At 70.4% G+C, this 16,303-nt stretch carries 14 protein-coding genes and 1 tRNA gene; 12 read left to right on the top strand and 3 right to left on the bottom strand.

Features of this window, described 5'->3' with window-relative positions; all coding sequences use genetic code 11:
- Positions 1-162 precede the first annotated feature (162 nt).
- The 7 genes from ABT354_RS03305 (at position 163) to glmS (ending at position 8,499) form a co-directional block, all read left to right on the top strand.
- Complete coding sequence (locus ABT354_RS03305) at positions 163-1,605, top strand: pyridoxal phosphate-dependent decarboxylase family protein (protein WP_351488309.1); 1,443 nt, start codon at positions 163-165, stop codon at positions 1,603-1,605.
- Positions 1,592-2,863, top strand: a complete 1,272-nt coding sequence (locus ABT354_RS03300; RefSeq protein WP_351488306.1) for a lysine N(6)-hydroxylase/L-ornithine N(5)-oxygenase family protein — start codon at positions 1,592-1,594, stop codon at positions 2,861-2,863. The genes ABT354_RS03305 and ABT354_RS03300 overlap by 14 nt, the downstream gene beginning before the upstream one ends.
- Positions 2,860-3,414, top strand: coding sequence for a GNAT family N-acetyltransferase (locus tag ABT354_RS03295; RefSeq protein ID WP_351488303.1), 555 nt, complete (start codon positions 2,860-2,862; stop codon positions 3,412-3,414). Before ABT354_RS03300 ends, ABT354_RS03295 begins: the two co-directional genes overlap by 4 nt.
- Positions 3,411-5,192: an IucA/IucC family protein gene (locus ABT354_RS03290; protein WP_351488301.1), complete on the top strand. Its 1,782-nt coding sequence runs from the start codon at positions 3,411-3,413 to the stop codon at positions 5,190-5,192. The genes ABT354_RS03295 and ABT354_RS03290 overlap by 4 nt, the downstream gene beginning before the upstream one ends.
- A gap of 163 nt (positions 5,193-5,355) precedes the next feature.
- Complete coding sequence (locus ABT354_RS03285; RefSeq protein ID WP_351488298.1) at positions 5,356-6,243, top strand: DUF4429 domain-containing protein; 888 nt, start codon at positions 5,356-5,358, stop codon at positions 6,241-6,243.
- Between the two features lie 144 nt (positions 6,244-6,387).
- Complete coding sequence (locus ABT354_RS03280; RefSeq protein ID WP_351489154.1) at positions 6,388-6,630, top strand: hypothetical protein; 243 nt, start codon at positions 6,388-6,390, stop codon at positions 6,628-6,630.
- Between the two features lie 51 nt (positions 6,631-6,681).
- On the top strand, positions 6,682-8,499 hold the full coding sequence (glmS, locus tag ABT354_RS03275) for a glutamine--fructose-6-phosphate transaminase (isomerizing) (protein WP_351488295.1): 1,818 nt from the start codon (positions 6,682-6,684) through the stop codon (positions 8,497-8,499).
- A 206-nt stretch (positions 8,500-8,705) separates the two neighbouring features.
- Here glmS and ABT354_RS03270 read toward each other — a convergent pair whose 3' ends face one another.
- Positions 8,706-9,227, bottom strand: a complete 522-nt coding sequence (locus tag ABT354_RS03270; RefSeq protein WP_351489151.1) for a universal stress protein — start codon at positions 9,225-9,227, stop codon at positions 8,706-8,708.
- 754 nt (positions 9,228-9,981) lie between these two features.
- Here ABT354_RS03270 and ABT354_RS03265 point away from each other — a divergent pair.
- From ABT354_RS03265 to ABT354_RS03250, 4 genes are all read left to right on the top strand, one after another.
- On the top strand, positions 9,982-10,431 hold the full coding sequence (locus tag ABT354_RS03265; RefSeq protein ID WP_351488292.1) for a hypothetical protein: 450 nt from the start codon (positions 9,982-9,984) through the stop codon (positions 10,429-10,431).
- A gap of 386 nt (positions 10,432-10,817) precedes the next feature.
- Positions 10,818-12,014, top strand: a complete 1,197-nt coding sequence (locus ABT354_RS03260; RefSeq protein WP_351488289.1) for a helix-turn-helix domain-containing protein — start codon at positions 10,818-10,820, stop codon at positions 12,012-12,014.
- 9 nt (positions 12,015-12,023) lie between these two features.
- A complete protein-coding gene (gene orn / locus ABT354_RS03255; RefSeq protein ID WP_351488287.1) occupies positions 12,024-12,626 on the top strand; it encodes an oligoribonuclease in 603 nt (200 codons plus the stop codon).
- Between the two features lie 113 nt (positions 12,627-12,739).
- A tRNA-His gene (locus tag ABT354_RS03250) sits at positions 12,740-12,812 on the top strand.
- A gap of 584 nt (positions 12,813-13,396) precedes the next feature.
- On the opposite strand, the gene ABT354_RS03245 is transcribed toward ABT354_RS03250, so the two are convergent.
- Both ABT354_RS03245 and ABT354_RS03240 read right to left on the bottom strand, forming a co-directional pair.
- Complete coding sequence (locus ABT354_RS03245) at positions 13,397-14,809, bottom strand: sensor histidine kinase (protein ID WP_351488284.1); 1,413 nt, start codon at positions 14,807-14,809, stop codon at positions 13,397-13,399.
- Complete coding sequence (locus ABT354_RS03240) at positions 14,806-15,531, bottom strand: response regulator transcription factor (protein ID WP_351488281.1); 726 nt, start codon at positions 15,529-15,531, stop codon at positions 14,806-14,808. Before ABT354_RS03240 ends, ABT354_RS03245 begins: the two co-directional genes overlap by 4 nt.
- 145 nt (positions 15,532-15,676) lie before the next feature.
- Here ABT354_RS03240 and ABT354_RS03235 point away from each other — a divergent pair, with 145 nt between their 5' ends.
- Positions 15,677-16,258: a hypothetical protein gene (locus ABT354_RS03235; RefSeq protein ID WP_351488278.1), complete on the top strand. Its 582-nt coding sequence runs from the start codon at positions 15,677-15,679 to the stop codon at positions 16,256-16,258.
- Positions 16,259-16,303: the final 45 nt, after the last annotated feature.

Raw genomic sequence — 16,303 nt, 5'->3', positions numbered from 1 at the left:
ACCCCCGCCCCGGGACGCGCGTCGGTGAACCGCGTGTGACATCTGGTGCAGGGGGGCGGAAGGGGAATGGAATTTAGGTTAGGCTAACCTCACTTGCGGTCGTCCCGCCCCCTCACCTGTCCTCTGAGGGCGACCGGTTCCCCACACCCAGAAGGGCATCGCATGCGCTCGCAGCTGCTCAACGACGGGACGGCGGACGCCTACCGGCGCGCTGTGACCGAAGGAGTCGAGCGGGTGGCGAATCGTTTCGCCACAACCCGGCAGCCGTTCACCGGCGTCACCCCCGAGGAACTCGCACCGCAGATCTCGGCCGTCGACCTCGACCGGCCCCTCGGTGACTCCTCCGCCGCCCTGGACGAGCTGGAACAGCTCTACCTGCGCGACGCGGTCTACTTCCACCACCCGCGCTACCTCGCCCACCTCAACTGCCCGGTGGTCATCCCCGCCGTGGTCGGCGAGGCCGTGCTCTCGGCCGTCAACTCCTCCCTGGACACCTGGGACCAGAGCGCCGGCGGCACCCTGATCGAGCGCAAACTGATCGAGTGGACCACCGGCCGCATCGGCTACGGCCCCGCCGGCGACGGCGTCTTCACCAGCGGCGGCAGCCAGTCCAACCTCCAGGCACTGCTGCTCGCCCGTGAGGAGGCCCCCACGGACGACCTCCGCAAGCTCCGTATCTTCGCCTCCGAGTGCAGCCACTTCAGCGTCCAGAAGTCCGCGACCCTCCTCGGTCTCGGCCCCGACGCGGTCGTCTCCGTCCCCGTCGACCGGGACAAGCGGATGCAGAGCGTCCTGCTCGCCGCCGAGCTGGAGATGTGCGTCCGCGACGGTCTGGTCCCGATGGCGATCGTCGCCACCGCGGGCACCACCGACTTCGGCTCCATCGACCCGCTGCACGAGATCGCCGCCCTCGCCCGCGAGCACGGCGCCTGGATGCATGTCGACGCCGCCTACGGCTGCGGACTGCTGGCCTCGCCCACCCGCCGCCACCTCCTCGACGGCATCGAGCAGGCCGACTCGGTCACCGTGGACTACCACAAGTCCTTCTTCCAGCCGGTCAGCTCCTCCGCGCTGCTCGTCCGCCACCGGGTCACCCTGCGCCACGCCACGTACCACGCGGACTACCTCAACCCCAAGCGGACGGTCGAGGAGCGCATCCCCAACCAGGTCGACAAGTCCCTCCAGACCACCCGTCGCTTCGACGCCCTGAAACTGTGGATGACCCTGCGCGTCATGGGCGCCGACGGCATCGGACAGCTCTTCGACGAGGTCTGCGCGCTCGCCCGCGAGGGCTGGGACCTGCTGGCCGCCGACCCCCGCTTCGATGTGGTGGTCAACCCCCAGCTCTCCACCCTGGTCTACCGGTACATCCCCGAGGCCGTCACCGACCCCGCCGAGATCGACCGCGCCAACCTCTACGCCCGCAAGGCGCTCTTCGCCTCGGGTGAGGCCGTGGTCGCCGGGACCAAGGTCGGCAACCGCCAGTACCTCAAGTTCACCCTCCTCAACCCCGAGACCACGACGGCCGACATCGCCGCCGTCCTCGATCTGATCGCCGGCCACGCCGAGCAGTACCTGGGAGAGAATCGCCTTGTCAGCGCGTAACGAGCCCCTCGACTTCATCGGTATCGGGCTCGGGCCCTTCAACCTCGGGCTCGCCTGCCTCACCGAGCCGATCGGCGAACTGAACGGTCTCTTCCTGGAGTCCAAGCCGGACTTCGAGTGGCACTCGGGGATGTTCCTCGACGGCGCCCACCTCCAGACGCCGTTCATGTCGGACCTGGTGACCCTCGCCGACCCGACCTCGCCGTACTCCTTCCTGAACTACCTCAAGGAGCGCGGCCGGCTCTACTCGTTCTACATCCGGGAGAACTTCTACCCGCTGCGGACCGAGTACAACGACTACTGCCGCTGGGCCGCCGGCAAGCTCACCTCCATCCGCTTCGACACCACCGTCACCCAGGTGGAGTTCGACGCCACGAGCGAGCTGTACACCGTCCGCACCGAGACCGGCGAGACCCACCTCACCCGCCGGATCGTGCTGGGCACCGGCACCCCGCCGTACATCCCCGAGACCTGCGAGGGCCTCGGCGGCGACTTCATCCACAACTCCCGCTACCTCGGCAACAAGCAGGAGCTCCAGAAGAAGAAGTCGATCACCCTGGTCGGCAGCGGCCAGAGCGCGGCCGAGATCTACTACGACCTGCTCTCCGAGATCGACGTCCACGGCTACCGGCTCAACTGGGTCACCCGCTCCCCGCGGTTCTTCCCGCTGGAGTACACCAAGCTCACGCTGGAGATGACCTCCCCGGAGTACATCGACTACTTCCACGCGCTGCCCGAGGAGACCCGCTACCGCCTGGAGACCCAGCAGAAGGGCCTCTTCAAGGGCATCGACGGCGATCTGATCGACGCGATCTTCGATCTGCTCTACCAGAAGAACCTGGACGGCCCGGTCCCCACCCGGCTGCTCACCAACTCGGCGCTGCTCGACGCCCGGTACGCCGACGGCTCGTACACCCTCTCCCTCCGCCAGGAGGAGCAGCAGAAGGAGTTCGAGCTGGAGACCGAGGGTCTGATCCTCGCCACCGGCTACCGCTACGCGCCGCCCGCCTTCCTGGAGCCGGTCCGCGACCGGATCCGCTGGGACGGCCGGGGCCGCTTCGACGTCGCCCGGAACTACTCCATCGATGTCACCGGGCGCGGTGTCTTCCTCCAGAACGCCGGGGTGCACACCCACTCGATCACCTCGCCGGACCTGGGGATGGGCCCCTACCGGAACGCCTACATCATCGCCGAGATGCTGGGCTCCGAGTACTACTCCGTCGAAAAGTCCATCGCGTTCCAGGAGTTCGCCGTATGACCTCCCTCGCCTCCCGGCTCACCGTCCGGCCGCTCGACCCGGTCGCCGACGCCACCCTGCTGCACGGCTGGGTCACCGACCCCAAGGCCGCGTTCTGGATGATGCAGGACGCCCGTGTCGAGGACGTCCGGCGCGAGTACGCCGCGATCACCGCCCATGAGCACCACCACGCCGCCATCGGGCTCCTCGACGGGAAGCCCGTCTTCCTCATGGAGTGGTACGACCCCCGCCATGTGGAGCTGGTCGGCCTGTACGAGCCGGAGCCCGGCGACGTCGGCATGCACTTCCTGGTGGCGCCGACCGACACCCCGGTGCACGGCTTCACCCGCGCGGTGATCACCGCCGTGATGCGGGAGCTGTTCGCCGACCCCGCCAACCACCGCGTCGTGGTCGAGCCGGACATCCGCAACGACGCCGTCCACGCGCTCAACGAATATGTCGGCTTCGAGGTCGTCGACAAGATAGAGAAGCCCGAGAAGGACGCCTACCTCAGCGTCTGCACCCGCGAGCGGTTCGAGCAGAGCGCGGCTGTCCAGGAGGCGGGCCGATGATCGCCTCCGAGTCGGTCCCCCACCTCACGCCCGAACTGTGGGAGCGCGCCACCCGGCAGCTCATCCGCAAGGCACTCGCCGAGTTCACCCATGAGCGGCTGCTCGTACCGGAGTCCACCGGCGACGGCACCTACCGCGTCGCCAGCGACGACGGGGCCACCGAGTACCGGTTCGCCGCCCGCCGTCTCGCCCTGGAGCACTGGCAGGTCGAGGCCGGGTCGATCACCCGCCACCGCGACGGCGCCGAGCTGCCCCTGGACGCGCTGGAGTTCTTCATCGAGCTGAAGGGCTCCCTCGGCCTCGGCGACAAGATCCTCCCGGTCTATCTGGAGGAGATCTCCTCCACCGTCGCCGGGACCGCCTACAAGCTCACCAAGAAGCCGGTGACCTCCGCCGAGCTGGCCCGCGCCGGCTTCCAGGAGATCGAGACCGGGATGACCGAGGGCCACCCCTGCTTCGTCGCCAACAACGGCCGGCTGGGCTTCGGGGTGCACGAGTACCACCGGTACGCCCCCGAGACCGCCAACCCGGTCCGGCTGATCTGGCTGGCGGCCCGGCGCGACCACGCCACCTTCACCTGTGGCGAGGGCCTGGACTACGACAGCCTGGTCCGCGCCGAGCTGAGCGAGGGGACCCGGGCCCGGTTCGACGCCCGGCTCACCGCCCTGGAGCTGGACCCGGCGGAGTACCTCCTCTTCCCGGTCCACCCCTGGCAGTGGTGGAACAAGCTCTCGGTGACCTTCTCCGCCGAGATCGCCCAGCAGCGGCTGGTCCCGCTCGGCGAGAGCGACGACGAGTACCTCGCCCAGCAGTCGATCCGGACCTTCTTCAACATCAGCGCGCCCGAGAAGCACTACGTCAAAACCGCGATGTCGGTGCTGAACATGGGCTTCATGCGGGGTCTGTCGGCGGCGTACATGAAGGCCACCCCGGCGATCAACGACTGGCTGCACCAGCTGATCGAGCGGGACGACATCCTCAAGGAGGCCCGCTTCTCGATCATCCGCGAGCGGGCCGCCATCGGCTACCACCACCGCGCGTACGAGGCGGCCACCGACCGCTACTCCCCGTACCGCAAAATGCTCGCCGCGCTCTGGCGGGAGAGCCCCGTGGCCTCCCTGGAGCCGGGCGAGACCGTGGCCACCATGGCCTCGCTGCTCCATGTCGACGAGGAGGGCGCGTCCTTCGCGGGAGCGCTCATCGACCGGTCCGGACTCACCCCGGCCGAGTGGCTCCGCTCCTATCTGCACGCCTACCTCACCCCGGTGCTGCACTGCTTCTACGCCTACGACCTGGTCTTCATGCCCCACGGGGAGAATGTGATCCTGGTCCTCGACGGGAACGGGACGGTCCAGCGGGCGATCTTCAAGGACATCGCCGAGGAGATCGCGGTCATGGACGCGGACGCGGTGCTGCCGCCCACCGTGGACCGGGTCCGGGTCGAGGTCCCCGAGGACATGAAGCTGCTGTCGATCTTCACCGATGTCTTCGACTGCTTCTTCCGCTTCCTCTCCGCCGCCCTGGTCACCGAAGGACGGCTCACCGAGGACGAGTTCTGGGGAGCGGTGGCCGACTGCGCCCGCGCCTACCAGAAGTCGGTGCCGCATCTCGCGGACCGGTTCGCCGAGTACGACCTCTTCGCCGAGGAGTTCGCGCTCTCCTGCCTCAACCGGCTCCAGCTGCGGGACAACGCCCAGATGGTCGACCTCACCGACCCCTCCGGGGCGCTCCAGCTGGTCGGCACCCTGAGGAACCCCCTCGCGGGGAACGCCTCCTGAGAACCGGCGGGCGCGCGTGACACGGTCCCTCACGCGCGCCCGTCCCCGCCGTCTCCGCGGAGACGACCCCGCCCGGGTGCCCGTGCCCGGACGGCCGTGCCCGTGCCCGATGCTTCGGGCACGGGCACCCGCACATCATCCGAAGGGGTGAAAGAATCCCTTCATGGCAGAAATCATCCAGAAGGACGGCACCTGGACCTTCGACGGAGAGACGGTGCGGATCGTGCCCGGCTCCGACAAGGGTGTGAGCCCGCTGCGCAGGACGCTCGGCGAGCTGGCCGTACCACTGGAGGCCCTCGCCGGGGTGTCCTTCGAGCCGGGGAAGAAGAGCGGACGGCTGCGGCTGCGGCTGCGCAACGGCGCCGACCCGCTGCTCCAGATCACCGGCGGCGGACTCGCCGACGGCTCCGACCCGTATCTGCTGACCGTCGAGCCCGACCGCACCGGCACCGCCGAGTACTTCGTGGACGCGGTACGGAACGCCCTGCTGCTGGAGCAGATCCCCGCCGGACCGGCCGACCGCTATCTGCTGCCCGGCCCCGCGCTGCCGCTCACCGTGGGCGCGGGCGACGGCACCGTCGCCTTCGACGGTGAGCACATCAAGCTCTCCTGGAACTGGAAGACCACGGAGTCCAAGGCGTCCGGCGGACCCCGCACCATCCTGATCGAGGATGTGGAGGCCGTCGAGTGGCTGCCCTCCTCCGGCCTGGAGAGCGGCTACCTCCGCTTCACCGTCACCCGCTCCGCCACCACCGCCCCGCCCAAGTACGACCCGCACGCGGTGGAGCTGTGGGGCTTCCGCAAGGACCCGCTGATGGCCCTGGTCGCCGCCGCCGTGGTGGCCCGGCTGCCGCACCCGTACGCCACCGGGGGCGCGGAGACCGCACCCGTACTGCCCCCCGCCCAGGAGGGCCGCGACGGCGAGGACGGGGCACCCGACCATGACGCCCTGCTGCGCCGGCTGCGGGAGCTGGGTGAGCTGCATCGCACCGGAATCCTCACCGACGACGAGTTCACCGCCGCCAAACAGGCGATTCTCGCCCGCCTCTGACCATGATCCTGCCCGGAATCGGGCAGGATTGTTGCATAACCCCGATCCGGACCGCAGTATCGACGAGTGCTCGAACAACACCGGCCCGGTCGTCCGCCGCTCCCGCCTCCCTCGGCGGTCGCGGCACCCTCGCACGACGACCTCATAGACCATCTGGTCCGCAGCACCGCGCTCCGGCGCGGCGAGGCGGCCCGGGTGGTGCTGGATGTGCTGGCGTACTTCGACGAGCGCACCGAGGACTACGTCCGCCGGCGCCACCGGGAGCTCCAGTCCGGCGGCCTGGCCAACGCGGAGATCTTCGAGCGGATCGCGGCCGAGCTGCCGCACCGCGCCGTGGCGCCTCCGGAGCTGTCGCTCCGGCAGCTGCGCCGCATCGTCTACGGCTGAGCCGGACGGCCGTGCGGGCCGTCCGGACGATCTACGGAGGGGCACCACCTGATGTGCGGAATCGTCGGATACATCGGCAGGCGTGATGTGGCACCGCTGCTGCTGGAAGGGCTCCAGCGGCTGGAGTACCGGGGGTACGACTCCGCCGGTCTGGTGATCACCGGCCCCAAGGCCAAGGGGCTGCGGATGGTCAAGGCCAAGGGCCGGGTCCGTGAGCTGGAGGCCCGCGTCCCCAAGCGCTTCGCCGGGAACACCGGAATCGCCCACACCCGCTGGGCCACCCATGGCGCCCCCAGCGACGAGAACGCCCACCCCCATCTCTCCGCCGACGGCGAGGTCGCCGTCGTCCACAACGGGATCATCGACAACGCCTCCGAGCTGCGCGCCCGGCTGGAGGCCGAGGGCGTCGTCTTCGCCTCCGAGACCGACACCGAGGTCCTCACCCATCTGGTCGCCCGCTCCGCCGCCGCGACCCTGGAGGAGAAGGTCCGCCACGCCCTCAAGGTGGTCGAGGGCACCTATGGCATCGCCGTGATGCACGCCGGCTTCCCCGACCGGATCGTCGTCGCCCGCAACGGCTCCCCGGTCGTCCTCGGCATCGGCGAGAAGGAGATGTTCGTCGCCTCCGACGTGGCGGCGCTGATCACCCACACCCGCCAGATCGTCACCCTCGACGACGGCGAGATGGCCACCCTCAAGGCCGACGACTTCCGTACGTACACCACGGAGGGGTCCACCACCACCGCCACGCCGACCACCGTGGACTGGGAGGCCGAGTCGTACGACATGGGCGGCCACGACACCTATATGCACAAGGAGATCTCCGAGCAGCCCGAGGCGGTCGACCGGGTGCTGCGCGGCCGGATCGACGACCGGTTCTCCACGGTGCACCTCGGCGGGCTCAACCTGGACGCCCGGGAGGCCCGCTCCATCCGCCGGGTGAAGATCCTCGGCTGCGGCACCTCGTACCACGCCGGAATGATCGGCGCCGGGCTGATCGAGTCGCTCGCCCGGATCCCGGCCGACGCCGAGCCCGCCTCCGAGTTCCGCTACCGCAACCCGGTGGTCGACCCGGACACCCTCTATGTGGCGGTCTCCCAGTCGGGTGAGACCTACGATGTGCTCGCCGCCGTCCAGGAGCTGAAGCGCAAGGGGGCCAGGGTCCTCGGCGTGGTCAATGTGGTGGGCTCGGCCATCGCCCGCGCGGCCGACGGCGGCACCTATGTGCACGCCGGGCCCGAGGTCTGTGTGGTCTCCACCAAGTGCTTCACCAACACCGTCGTCGCCTTCGCGCTGCTCGCGCTGCACCTGGGCCGCATCCGCGATCTGTCGGTCTCCGAGGGACGGCGGATCATCGAGGGGCTGCGCCGGCTGCCCGAGCAGATCGGCGAGATCCTCAGCGCCGAGGACGACATCAAGAAGCTGGCGGAGGAGTACGCCGGGGCCCAGTCGATGATGTTCATCGGGCGGGTACGGGGCTATCCGGTGGCCCTGGAGGCGTCGCTGAAGCTCAAGGAGATCTCGTACATCCACGCCGAGGCGTATCCGGCCTCGGAGCTGAAGCACGGCCCGCTGGCGCTGATCGAGCCCGCGCTGCCGACGGTGGCGATCGTCCCCGACGACGAGCTGCTGGAGAAGAACCGGGCGGCGCTGGAGGAGATCAAGGCCCGCAGCGGACGGATCCTGGCCGTGGCCCACCAGGAGCAGGAGAAGGCGGACCACACCATCGTGGTGCCGAAGAACGAGAACGAGCTGGACCCGATCCTGATGGGGATTCCGCTCCAGCTCTTCGCGTACCACACGGCGCTGGCGATGGGCCGGGACATCGACAAGCCGAGGAACCTCGCCAAGTCGGTGACGGTCGAGTAGCCGGACACGGCCGGGACGATCCCGTCCCGGCCACCACCGGCCCTCGTGGCGGCGCTGTGCCCGCCGGGGGCCGGGGAGTTGGGCGCGGGTGACACCGGGTGCCGCGAAGCACTCAGGGGTACGGGGATCTCGGAGCGGAGGGGTACGGGCCGAGGGGCACGGACTCAGCGGCGCAAGCTCAGGGGTACGGGCTCAGCGGTACGGGATCAGGGGATGACGACGACCGGGCGCTGGGCGCGGCGGGCGAGCCGGCCGGCGACCGAGCCGAAGATCCGGCCCACGATGCCATGGGTGGAGCCGACCACGATGGCGTCGGCCGAGTACTCCCGCCCGACCTCCTCCAGTTCATGGCAGATGTCGCCACCGCGCTCGACCAGGATCCAGGGGACCTCGGCGAGATAGTCGGCGCAGGCGAGTTCCAGGCCCAGTACCTCGGTGCGGTGGTCGGGCACATCCACGAAGACGGGGGGTTCGCACCCGGCCCAGACCGTGGTGGGCAGCCGGTTGGCGACATGGACGATGATCAGACCGGAGCCGGAGCGCCGGGCCATGCCGATCGCATAGGCGAGTGCCCGCTCACTGGAGGTGGAGCCGTCGAAGCCGACCACGACGCCATGCCGGAAGGCGGGGTCGCAGGAGGGGCGTGTCTCTTCCGCCGCCCGCAGTTCCGCCGTGGGATCGGCGATCTGCTTGCGGTCCGCGGGTTCGGGGATCTCGTGACCTGCCATCGGTGTCTCGGCGAAGAAAGTCCTCGGTAGAGGGATCGACATGGCGACGGATGCTGTGTCCGGGAAACATCTTCCCTGGCCCTTACCCGTAAGGGTACGGCGACACTCCTCTCCTGCCCAGGGCCGGTCGGCCCAATCCAGCATTCCAGGGAGCATGCCTGAGGTCGTGCCGGATGGCAATGCCGCATGGTGCCTACAGCCGTCCCCGGGCCGCTGGAGCGCCGCTGGAGCCTCCGGACCCGGGGGCGGGGTCCGGCCACCCGGGGAGGGCTCCATACGCCCCAGGGGCCCCTCCCGCCCCCGGGCGGGCCGAGGGGAGGCCGCCGGACCGTCCGGCGGCGGGAGCGGGGAGCCCGGGGTCCCGCCGGGGAGCCCCGGCGGGAGCGGCGGGTACCGAGGGAGCAGCGGGGACAGCGGGAGCAGTGGGGGTATCGGGAAAAGAGAGGACAGAGGGGGCGGCAGGGTCGGTGGGGGCGGGTGGTTCCCCGAGGGGGCCGGTCGGCGTCCGTCGCGGGGAGGGCCGCATCCGGCCGGACAAAGGATCACGGTGGCAAAGCCGCACACGCCCCGGAGCCCCTCGCGGCCCCCGCCGGACGGAGCCCCGGCGGACGGCGGCTGCCTGCGGAGGGGCGTCCGGGACCGGCCGTATCCGGCGGGTCCCCGCACCCCCTCAAAGGCACTCCGTGCCGCAGTGACCGGAAGGCTCTATTCCTCGTTGGCACCTCGGTCACCCCACAACCGCGAGGAACCCGCCGTGTCCGCACCCCTGTCACCCCGTCACCGGAGCCGGGCCCGCCGGCCCGCCCGGGGCGCCGCCCGTCCGGCCGGAACTCCCCCTGTCGGCCGCGCCGCCCGCTCCGGCCGCACCGCCCACGCCGACCCGGTGGGCGAGATCGTGCGCTGGGCCGCCCTCTGTGTCCTGCTGGTCCCCGTGGTCCTCGTCGTCTCCGGCCTCCCGGTGCGGAGCGCGGTGGTGACGGGGATCGCCCTGGCCCTCCTCACCGTGGTGTGCCGCGCCGTACTGCGGTACGCACAGCGCGGGGAGGCCGCGGCGCGGGCGGGCCGACGGACGGCCGCACGGGCGGCGATTCCCGGGCAAAGACGTCCGGGTGCCACCGGCGGGGGCCACCACCGCAGGACCGGACCGGCCCCCGGTACCCGCCGTACGGGCCGCCACAGCGGTGGACGCACCCCCCGCGACTGACCCATTCGCACGCACGCACCCGTATAATTTCAGCCAACTTCACGCCGGTACCCGTCCCTTGGGGAAATGGCCTGGGCACCCCCTTGTCACCTGGAAAGAAAGGGGTCACCGCCGCCCCCGCACCCTATGGGGACGGGCCATGCGCGAGAGGCGGACTTCCCTGCGGGGCCCACGAGTGGAACGCTTCGTGATCGAATGCTTCGCGCCAAGTTCGCATGCAGACATAGCGGGGCATGCCGAACTTGTCACGGCGGCGTCACGGGACGCAGTAGATTCGATCTTGAGTATCGAAGGCTCGTAACTCGTGCAAAACCGAGGGGAAACGTGCAGGAGCGAAAGGCCCGAAACGAACGGGGAGACGCGAATACCGAGGGGGGCTTAGCGTCATGAGTCAGGACTCCGCCGCACCGGAGGCAGCACGAAAGCTCTCGGGGCGCCGGCGCCGGGAAGTCGTCGCCGTGCTGCTCTTCAGTGGCGGCCCCATCTTTGAGAGTTCCATCCCGCTCTCGGTGTTCGGAATCGACCGTCAGGACGCCGGAGTTCCTCGCTACCGACTGCTCGTCTGCGCGGGCGAGGAGGGACCGCTGCGGACCACCGGCGGTCTCGAACTGACCGCACCGTACGGCCTGGAGGCCATCGGGAGAGCGGGCACGGTCGTCGTGCCGGCATGGCGGTCGATCACATCACCGCCACCGCCGGAGGCGCTCGACGCACTGCGCCGCGCGCACGAGGAGGGAGCGCGGATAGTCGGACTGTGCACCGGGGCGTTCGTCCTCGCCGCCGCCGGACTGCTGGACGGCCGGCCCGCGACGACGCACTGGATGTACGCACCGACACTGGCGAAGCGGTATCCGTCCGTCCATGTGGATCCGCGGGAGCTGTTCGTCGACGACGGCGATGTGCTCACCTCCGCGGGCACGGCGGCCGGTATCGACCTCTGCCTCCATATCGTCCGGACCGACCACGGCACCGAGGCGGCCGGGGCACTCGCCCGCAGGCTGGTCGTGCCGCCCCGGCGCAGCGGCGGTCAGGAGCGCTATCTGGACAGGTCTTTACCCGAGGAAATCGGGTCGGACCCGTTGGCCGAGGTCGTCTCCTGGGCGCTGGAGCATCTTCACGAGCAGTTCGACGTGGAGACGCTGGCGGCCAGGGCGTACATGAGCCGACGGACGTTCGACCGGCGATTCCGCTCACTCACCGGGAGCGCTCCGCTCCAGTGGCTGATCACCCAGCGGGTGCTCCAGGCCCAGCGGCTGCTGGAGACCTCGGACTACTCGGTGGACGAGGTCGCCGGGCGGTGCGGCTTCCGCTCGCCGGTGGCCCTGCGGGGTCACTTCCGCAGGCAGCTGGGGTCCTCCCCGGCGGCCTACCGGGCGGCCTACCGGGTGCGCAGACCCCAGGGCGACTCCGCCCCGGCGTCGATGGTGGACTCGGTCGTACCGGTACAGGCGAGACGTACCGCCGGGGCCACCGCCGGACCGGGAGGTCCCTCCGGACCGCCCGAGCTGGGGAAGCCGCCGTCCGGCGCCTATGTGACGGGCCACGGCCGTCCCAGCCTGCCCGGACAGCGGAGCGCGCCATAAGGTAGTCGCATGAACGACCGCATGGTGTGGATCGACTGCGAGATGACCGGGCTCTCGCTGGCGGACGACGCACTCATCGAGGTGGCCGCCCTGGTCACCGACTCGGAACTGAATGTGCTCGGCGACGGGGTGGACATCGTGATCCGCCCCCCGGACGAGGCCCTGGCGACCATGCCCGAGGTGGTGCGGCAGATGCACACCGCCTCGGGCCTGCTCGACGAGCTGGCGGGCGGCACCACGCTCGCCGCCGCCGAGGAGCAGGTGCTGGCGTACATCCGCGAGCATGTGAAGGAGCCCGGGAAGGCACCGCTGTGCGGGAACTCGGTGGGCACGGACCGGGGCTTCCTCCTCCGTGACATGCCCACCCTGGAAAGCTGGCTCCACTACCGGATCGTGGATGTCTCCTCGGTCAAGGAGCTGGCCCGCCGCTGGTACCCCAGGGCGTACTTCAACAGTCCCGAGAAGAGCGGCAACCACCGGGCGCTGGCCGATATCCGTGAGTCCATCGCGGAGCTGCGCTACTACCGGGAGGCCGTCTTCGTGCCGGCCCCCGGGCCCGACTCGGAGACGGCCCGGACGATCGCGGCGAGGCACGTCCTCCCCGCGGAGTGAGCCCGGCGGGACCGGGAGAGGTGCCCGCGCGAGCGTCCCAGAGAAAAGTGGCGCGAGCACCCTCCCGGACCCTGTAGACTTTCTCTCGGCCGGTCAGAAAAAGACCGGACATGGTGGGTGTAGCTCAGCTGGTAGAGCACCTGGTTGTGGTCCAGGATGCCGCGGGTTCAAGTCCCGTCACTCACCCTGATGGATCAAGGGCCCCGGTCGGAAGACCGGGGCCCTTGGTGTTTCCCGAGCATCCCTGAGCGTTTCCCGACCACCCCTGACGGACACCCGGGGCCGGACACGGACCTCGCGATGACCGCCCCCCAAGAGTGTGACGTCAGCCACTCGCCCCAGGAAAGCCCGGACGGCCCGGAAGGGCCCCCGACCGGAAAACAGCGCGTCCCGGTCGGATTGGGGGGCCGACCGGGACGCGCGGGTGGGGGGCGGAAGAAGTTCAGGGCCCGCTCCGGATCCGGGTGGGGATCCGAGGAGCGGGCGTGTTCATCACTCTATCCACCCAGAATCCGGCATACCGGATATCACGGACGGGATGGGTAGTTCTTAGGGTGCGCTTAAGGCCAGCATCGGAGCCACTTAACTCTGACCGCCGTCCCCGGCCGCAGATCGCGCGGGGATGGGGTCCGACAGCTCGCGGCGATCCGTACCGGGGGACGCTGTGGTCCCGTACGGGGGGCACGGCGGCCGGCACCCGGGCTCGTGGCGGCCCGTTCCGAAGGGCCCGTGGTGACCCCGAGGGCCCGTGGTGGTCCGTACCGGAGTGCTCAGGCACCGCCCCGGGAGGAGCGGACCGGCACCCGGGAGCGGCGGCGCTCACCGCCGCGATGGCCCCGGCGGCGCTCGGCCGGCTCACCGCCGGTGTACGGGGCCAGACCCAGCCAGACCCGTACCTCCGTACCGCCCAGCACCGAGCTGCCGATCCGCACATCCCCGCCGGTGGACTCCGCGACCCGGCGCACGATGTCCAGACCGAGTCCGGTGGAGCCGTCCCGGCCATTGCTGTTGCCCCGGGCCATCGCCGCCGCCGGGTCGGCTATCCCCGACCCCGCGTCGGAGACCAGGATGATCACCGCGTCCTCGCCGTTGTGGACATCGACCGAGAAGGCCGTCCCCTCCGCCGTGTGCCGGAACACATTGCCGAGCAGCGCGTCGAGCGCGGTCACCAGCTCGGAGCGGGCCACCGGGATACGGACGGGCCGCTCCACCCCGGCCACCCTGACCTTGCGGCCCTCGTCCTCCGCCAGCGCCGACCAGAAGTCCATCCGCTCCCGGACCACCTCGGAGGCGTCACAGCCCGCCCCCGGGCCCACCGCGGTGGTCTGCGGCTTGGCCTCCCTGGCGGTCCGGATGATCGTGTCGACCTCGCGTTCCAGCTGCTCCACGGCGGCCCGGGTCTGGTCGGCCGCCGGGCCCTCGCCCAGCGAGGCGGCGTTCAGCCGCAGCACGGTGAGCGGGGTACGGAGCCGGTGGGAGAGATCGGCGGCCAGCTCACGCTCATTGGCGAGGAGTTGCACCACCTGGTCGGCCATCGCGTTGAAGGCGATGGCCGCCGAGCGCAGCTCCGCCGGGCCCTCCTCCGGGACCCTGGCGCCCAGTCGGCCCTCGCCCAGCTCATGGGCGGCGCCCGCGAGCCGCTGCGCGGGCTGGACCATCCGTACCCCCAGCCGGTCGGCGACCGCGACCGAGCCCACGATCAGCGCCAGCCCCACCCCGGCCAGGACCAGCCAGGCGGTGACCACACCCCGGGAGACCTCGTCGTCCGGGATGAAGACCTCCACCATGGCGATCTCGCCGCTGCTGATGCCATTGGGCTGCACCAGCACCCAGCCGTCGTCCACCTCCATGGTGGCGCCGGTGCTGCCGCCGACGGCGGCCATCGCCTCGGGGGTGGAGCGGGGGGTGCCGATCTCGATGGGCACCCCGTCCGGCACGGGCGAGGGGATGTGCACCGCGAGCCGGCCCATCGACCACGCCTGGGTGGACTTGATCGCCGTGGCCAGTTTGTCCCGGTCCTGGGTGATGGAGAGGGCCGGGCCCACGGTGGCCGCGTGCCGCTCGGCGTTGGTGAACGCCCGGTCCCGGGCCATTTCCTTGATGACCAGACCCAGCGGTACGGCGAAGGCCACCACGACCATCACCGTGACCGCCAGGCAGACCTTGACCAGCGCCCATCTCATCTGTGCTGTCCTCGGGGGTGTCCGCTCGGGGAACCGCTGGGCGGTTCGAGTTTCACTCCGACACCGCGGAGCGTGTGCAGATAGCGCGGCCGGGCCGCCGTCTCGCCGAGCTTCCGCCGCAGCCAGCTCAGATGGACGTCGATGGTCTGGTCGTCCCCGTAACTCTGCTGCCAGACCTCGGCGAGCAGCTCCCTGCGGGCGACCACCACACCGGGGCGGCCCGCCAGGAAGGTCAGCAGATCGAACTCCCGCCGGGTCAGATCCAGCGAGACACCGTCGAGTTCGGCCTGGCGGCGCAGCGGGTCGATGGCGAGGCCGCCGACCCGGATCACCCTGGACGGCGGCGGCTGGTCCCCGGCGGCGCGGGAACGGCGCAGCACCGCCGCCATCCGGGCGGAGAGATGCTCCACGGAGAAAGGTTTCGTGAGGTAGTCGTCGGCCCCGTCGTTGAGCAGCCGGACGATCTCGGCCTCGTCGTCCCGCGCGGTGGCGATGATCACAGGGACATCGGTGATGCCCCGGAGCATCTTCAGCGCCTCGGAACCGTCCAGATCGGGCAGCCCCAGGTCGAGGATGACCACATCGAAACGGAAATGGGCCACCTCCCGCAGCGCTTCCAGAGCCGTTCCGACGCTGCGCACGGTGTGCGAGGCCTCGGTCAGATGCCGGATGAGGGCGGAACGTACGAACTGGTCGTCCTCGACGACAAGCACTCGTGCCATGGGCCGCACCGTACGCCATTCGGAGTATCCGGGTCGCCTTCCGGCGGCGGGTGCTCACAATCCGGAACAGCCCCTGTCACGCCGGGGACAGGAACGGGGCACGTGGTGCAGTATGGGGCCGATGCGTAGAGGACTTGTACATGCCATGGCGTGGACGATGGCCACCGGAGCCGCGGTGACACTGTCCTGGTGGGGCGTCCACTCGGTGATGTCCGGGACCGCGTACGACCGTCCTCGGGCCATTCCGATCAGTGGGGACGACGAGGACGACGACGATCGCGAGGAGCGTTCCGAGCCCCGGGTGTCGTCCACCAAGCGGCCCGCCCAAGGGGAGACGACCCGGCGGACCACGGTCGCGCTGCCGCCGGCGGCGCCGTCCACGGGGACCTCGTCCGTCGATCGCCCGGCCTCCCACCCGGAGAAGGGCCTGACGGGCGATCAGGGTCCCAACGACCAGAAGCCGATGGCTTCGGCGAGCACGGGCCCCACCGTGCTGGAGGGGCTGACCGGGGTGCAGCCGTTCACGGTGGACGGGGGCCGGGTGGTCTTCGACATCGGACCGGACAAGGGCGAGTTGTCCTTCTCGACGCCCAACGCGGGCTGGAAGATGGATGTCTGGAAGCACGAGTGGGGGATCCGGGTGGCCTTCACCCAGGGCGACCGCGAGGAATCGGTCTTCTGCACCTGGCACGGGGGCAAGCCGCGGGTGGAGTTCTACAGCAAGTGAGCCCGGGGCCCGCGTGCGTCGCCGGGCACCGAGCCCGGCCGGGCA

The sequence above is a fragment of the Streptomyces sp. NPDC000594 genome (assembly GCF_040299965.1).
Taxonomy (GTDB): Bacteria; Actinomycetota; Actinomycetes; order Streptomycetales; family Streptomycetaceae; genus Streptomyces.
This window is presented reverse-complemented; position numbering and strand designations above follow the sequence as displayed.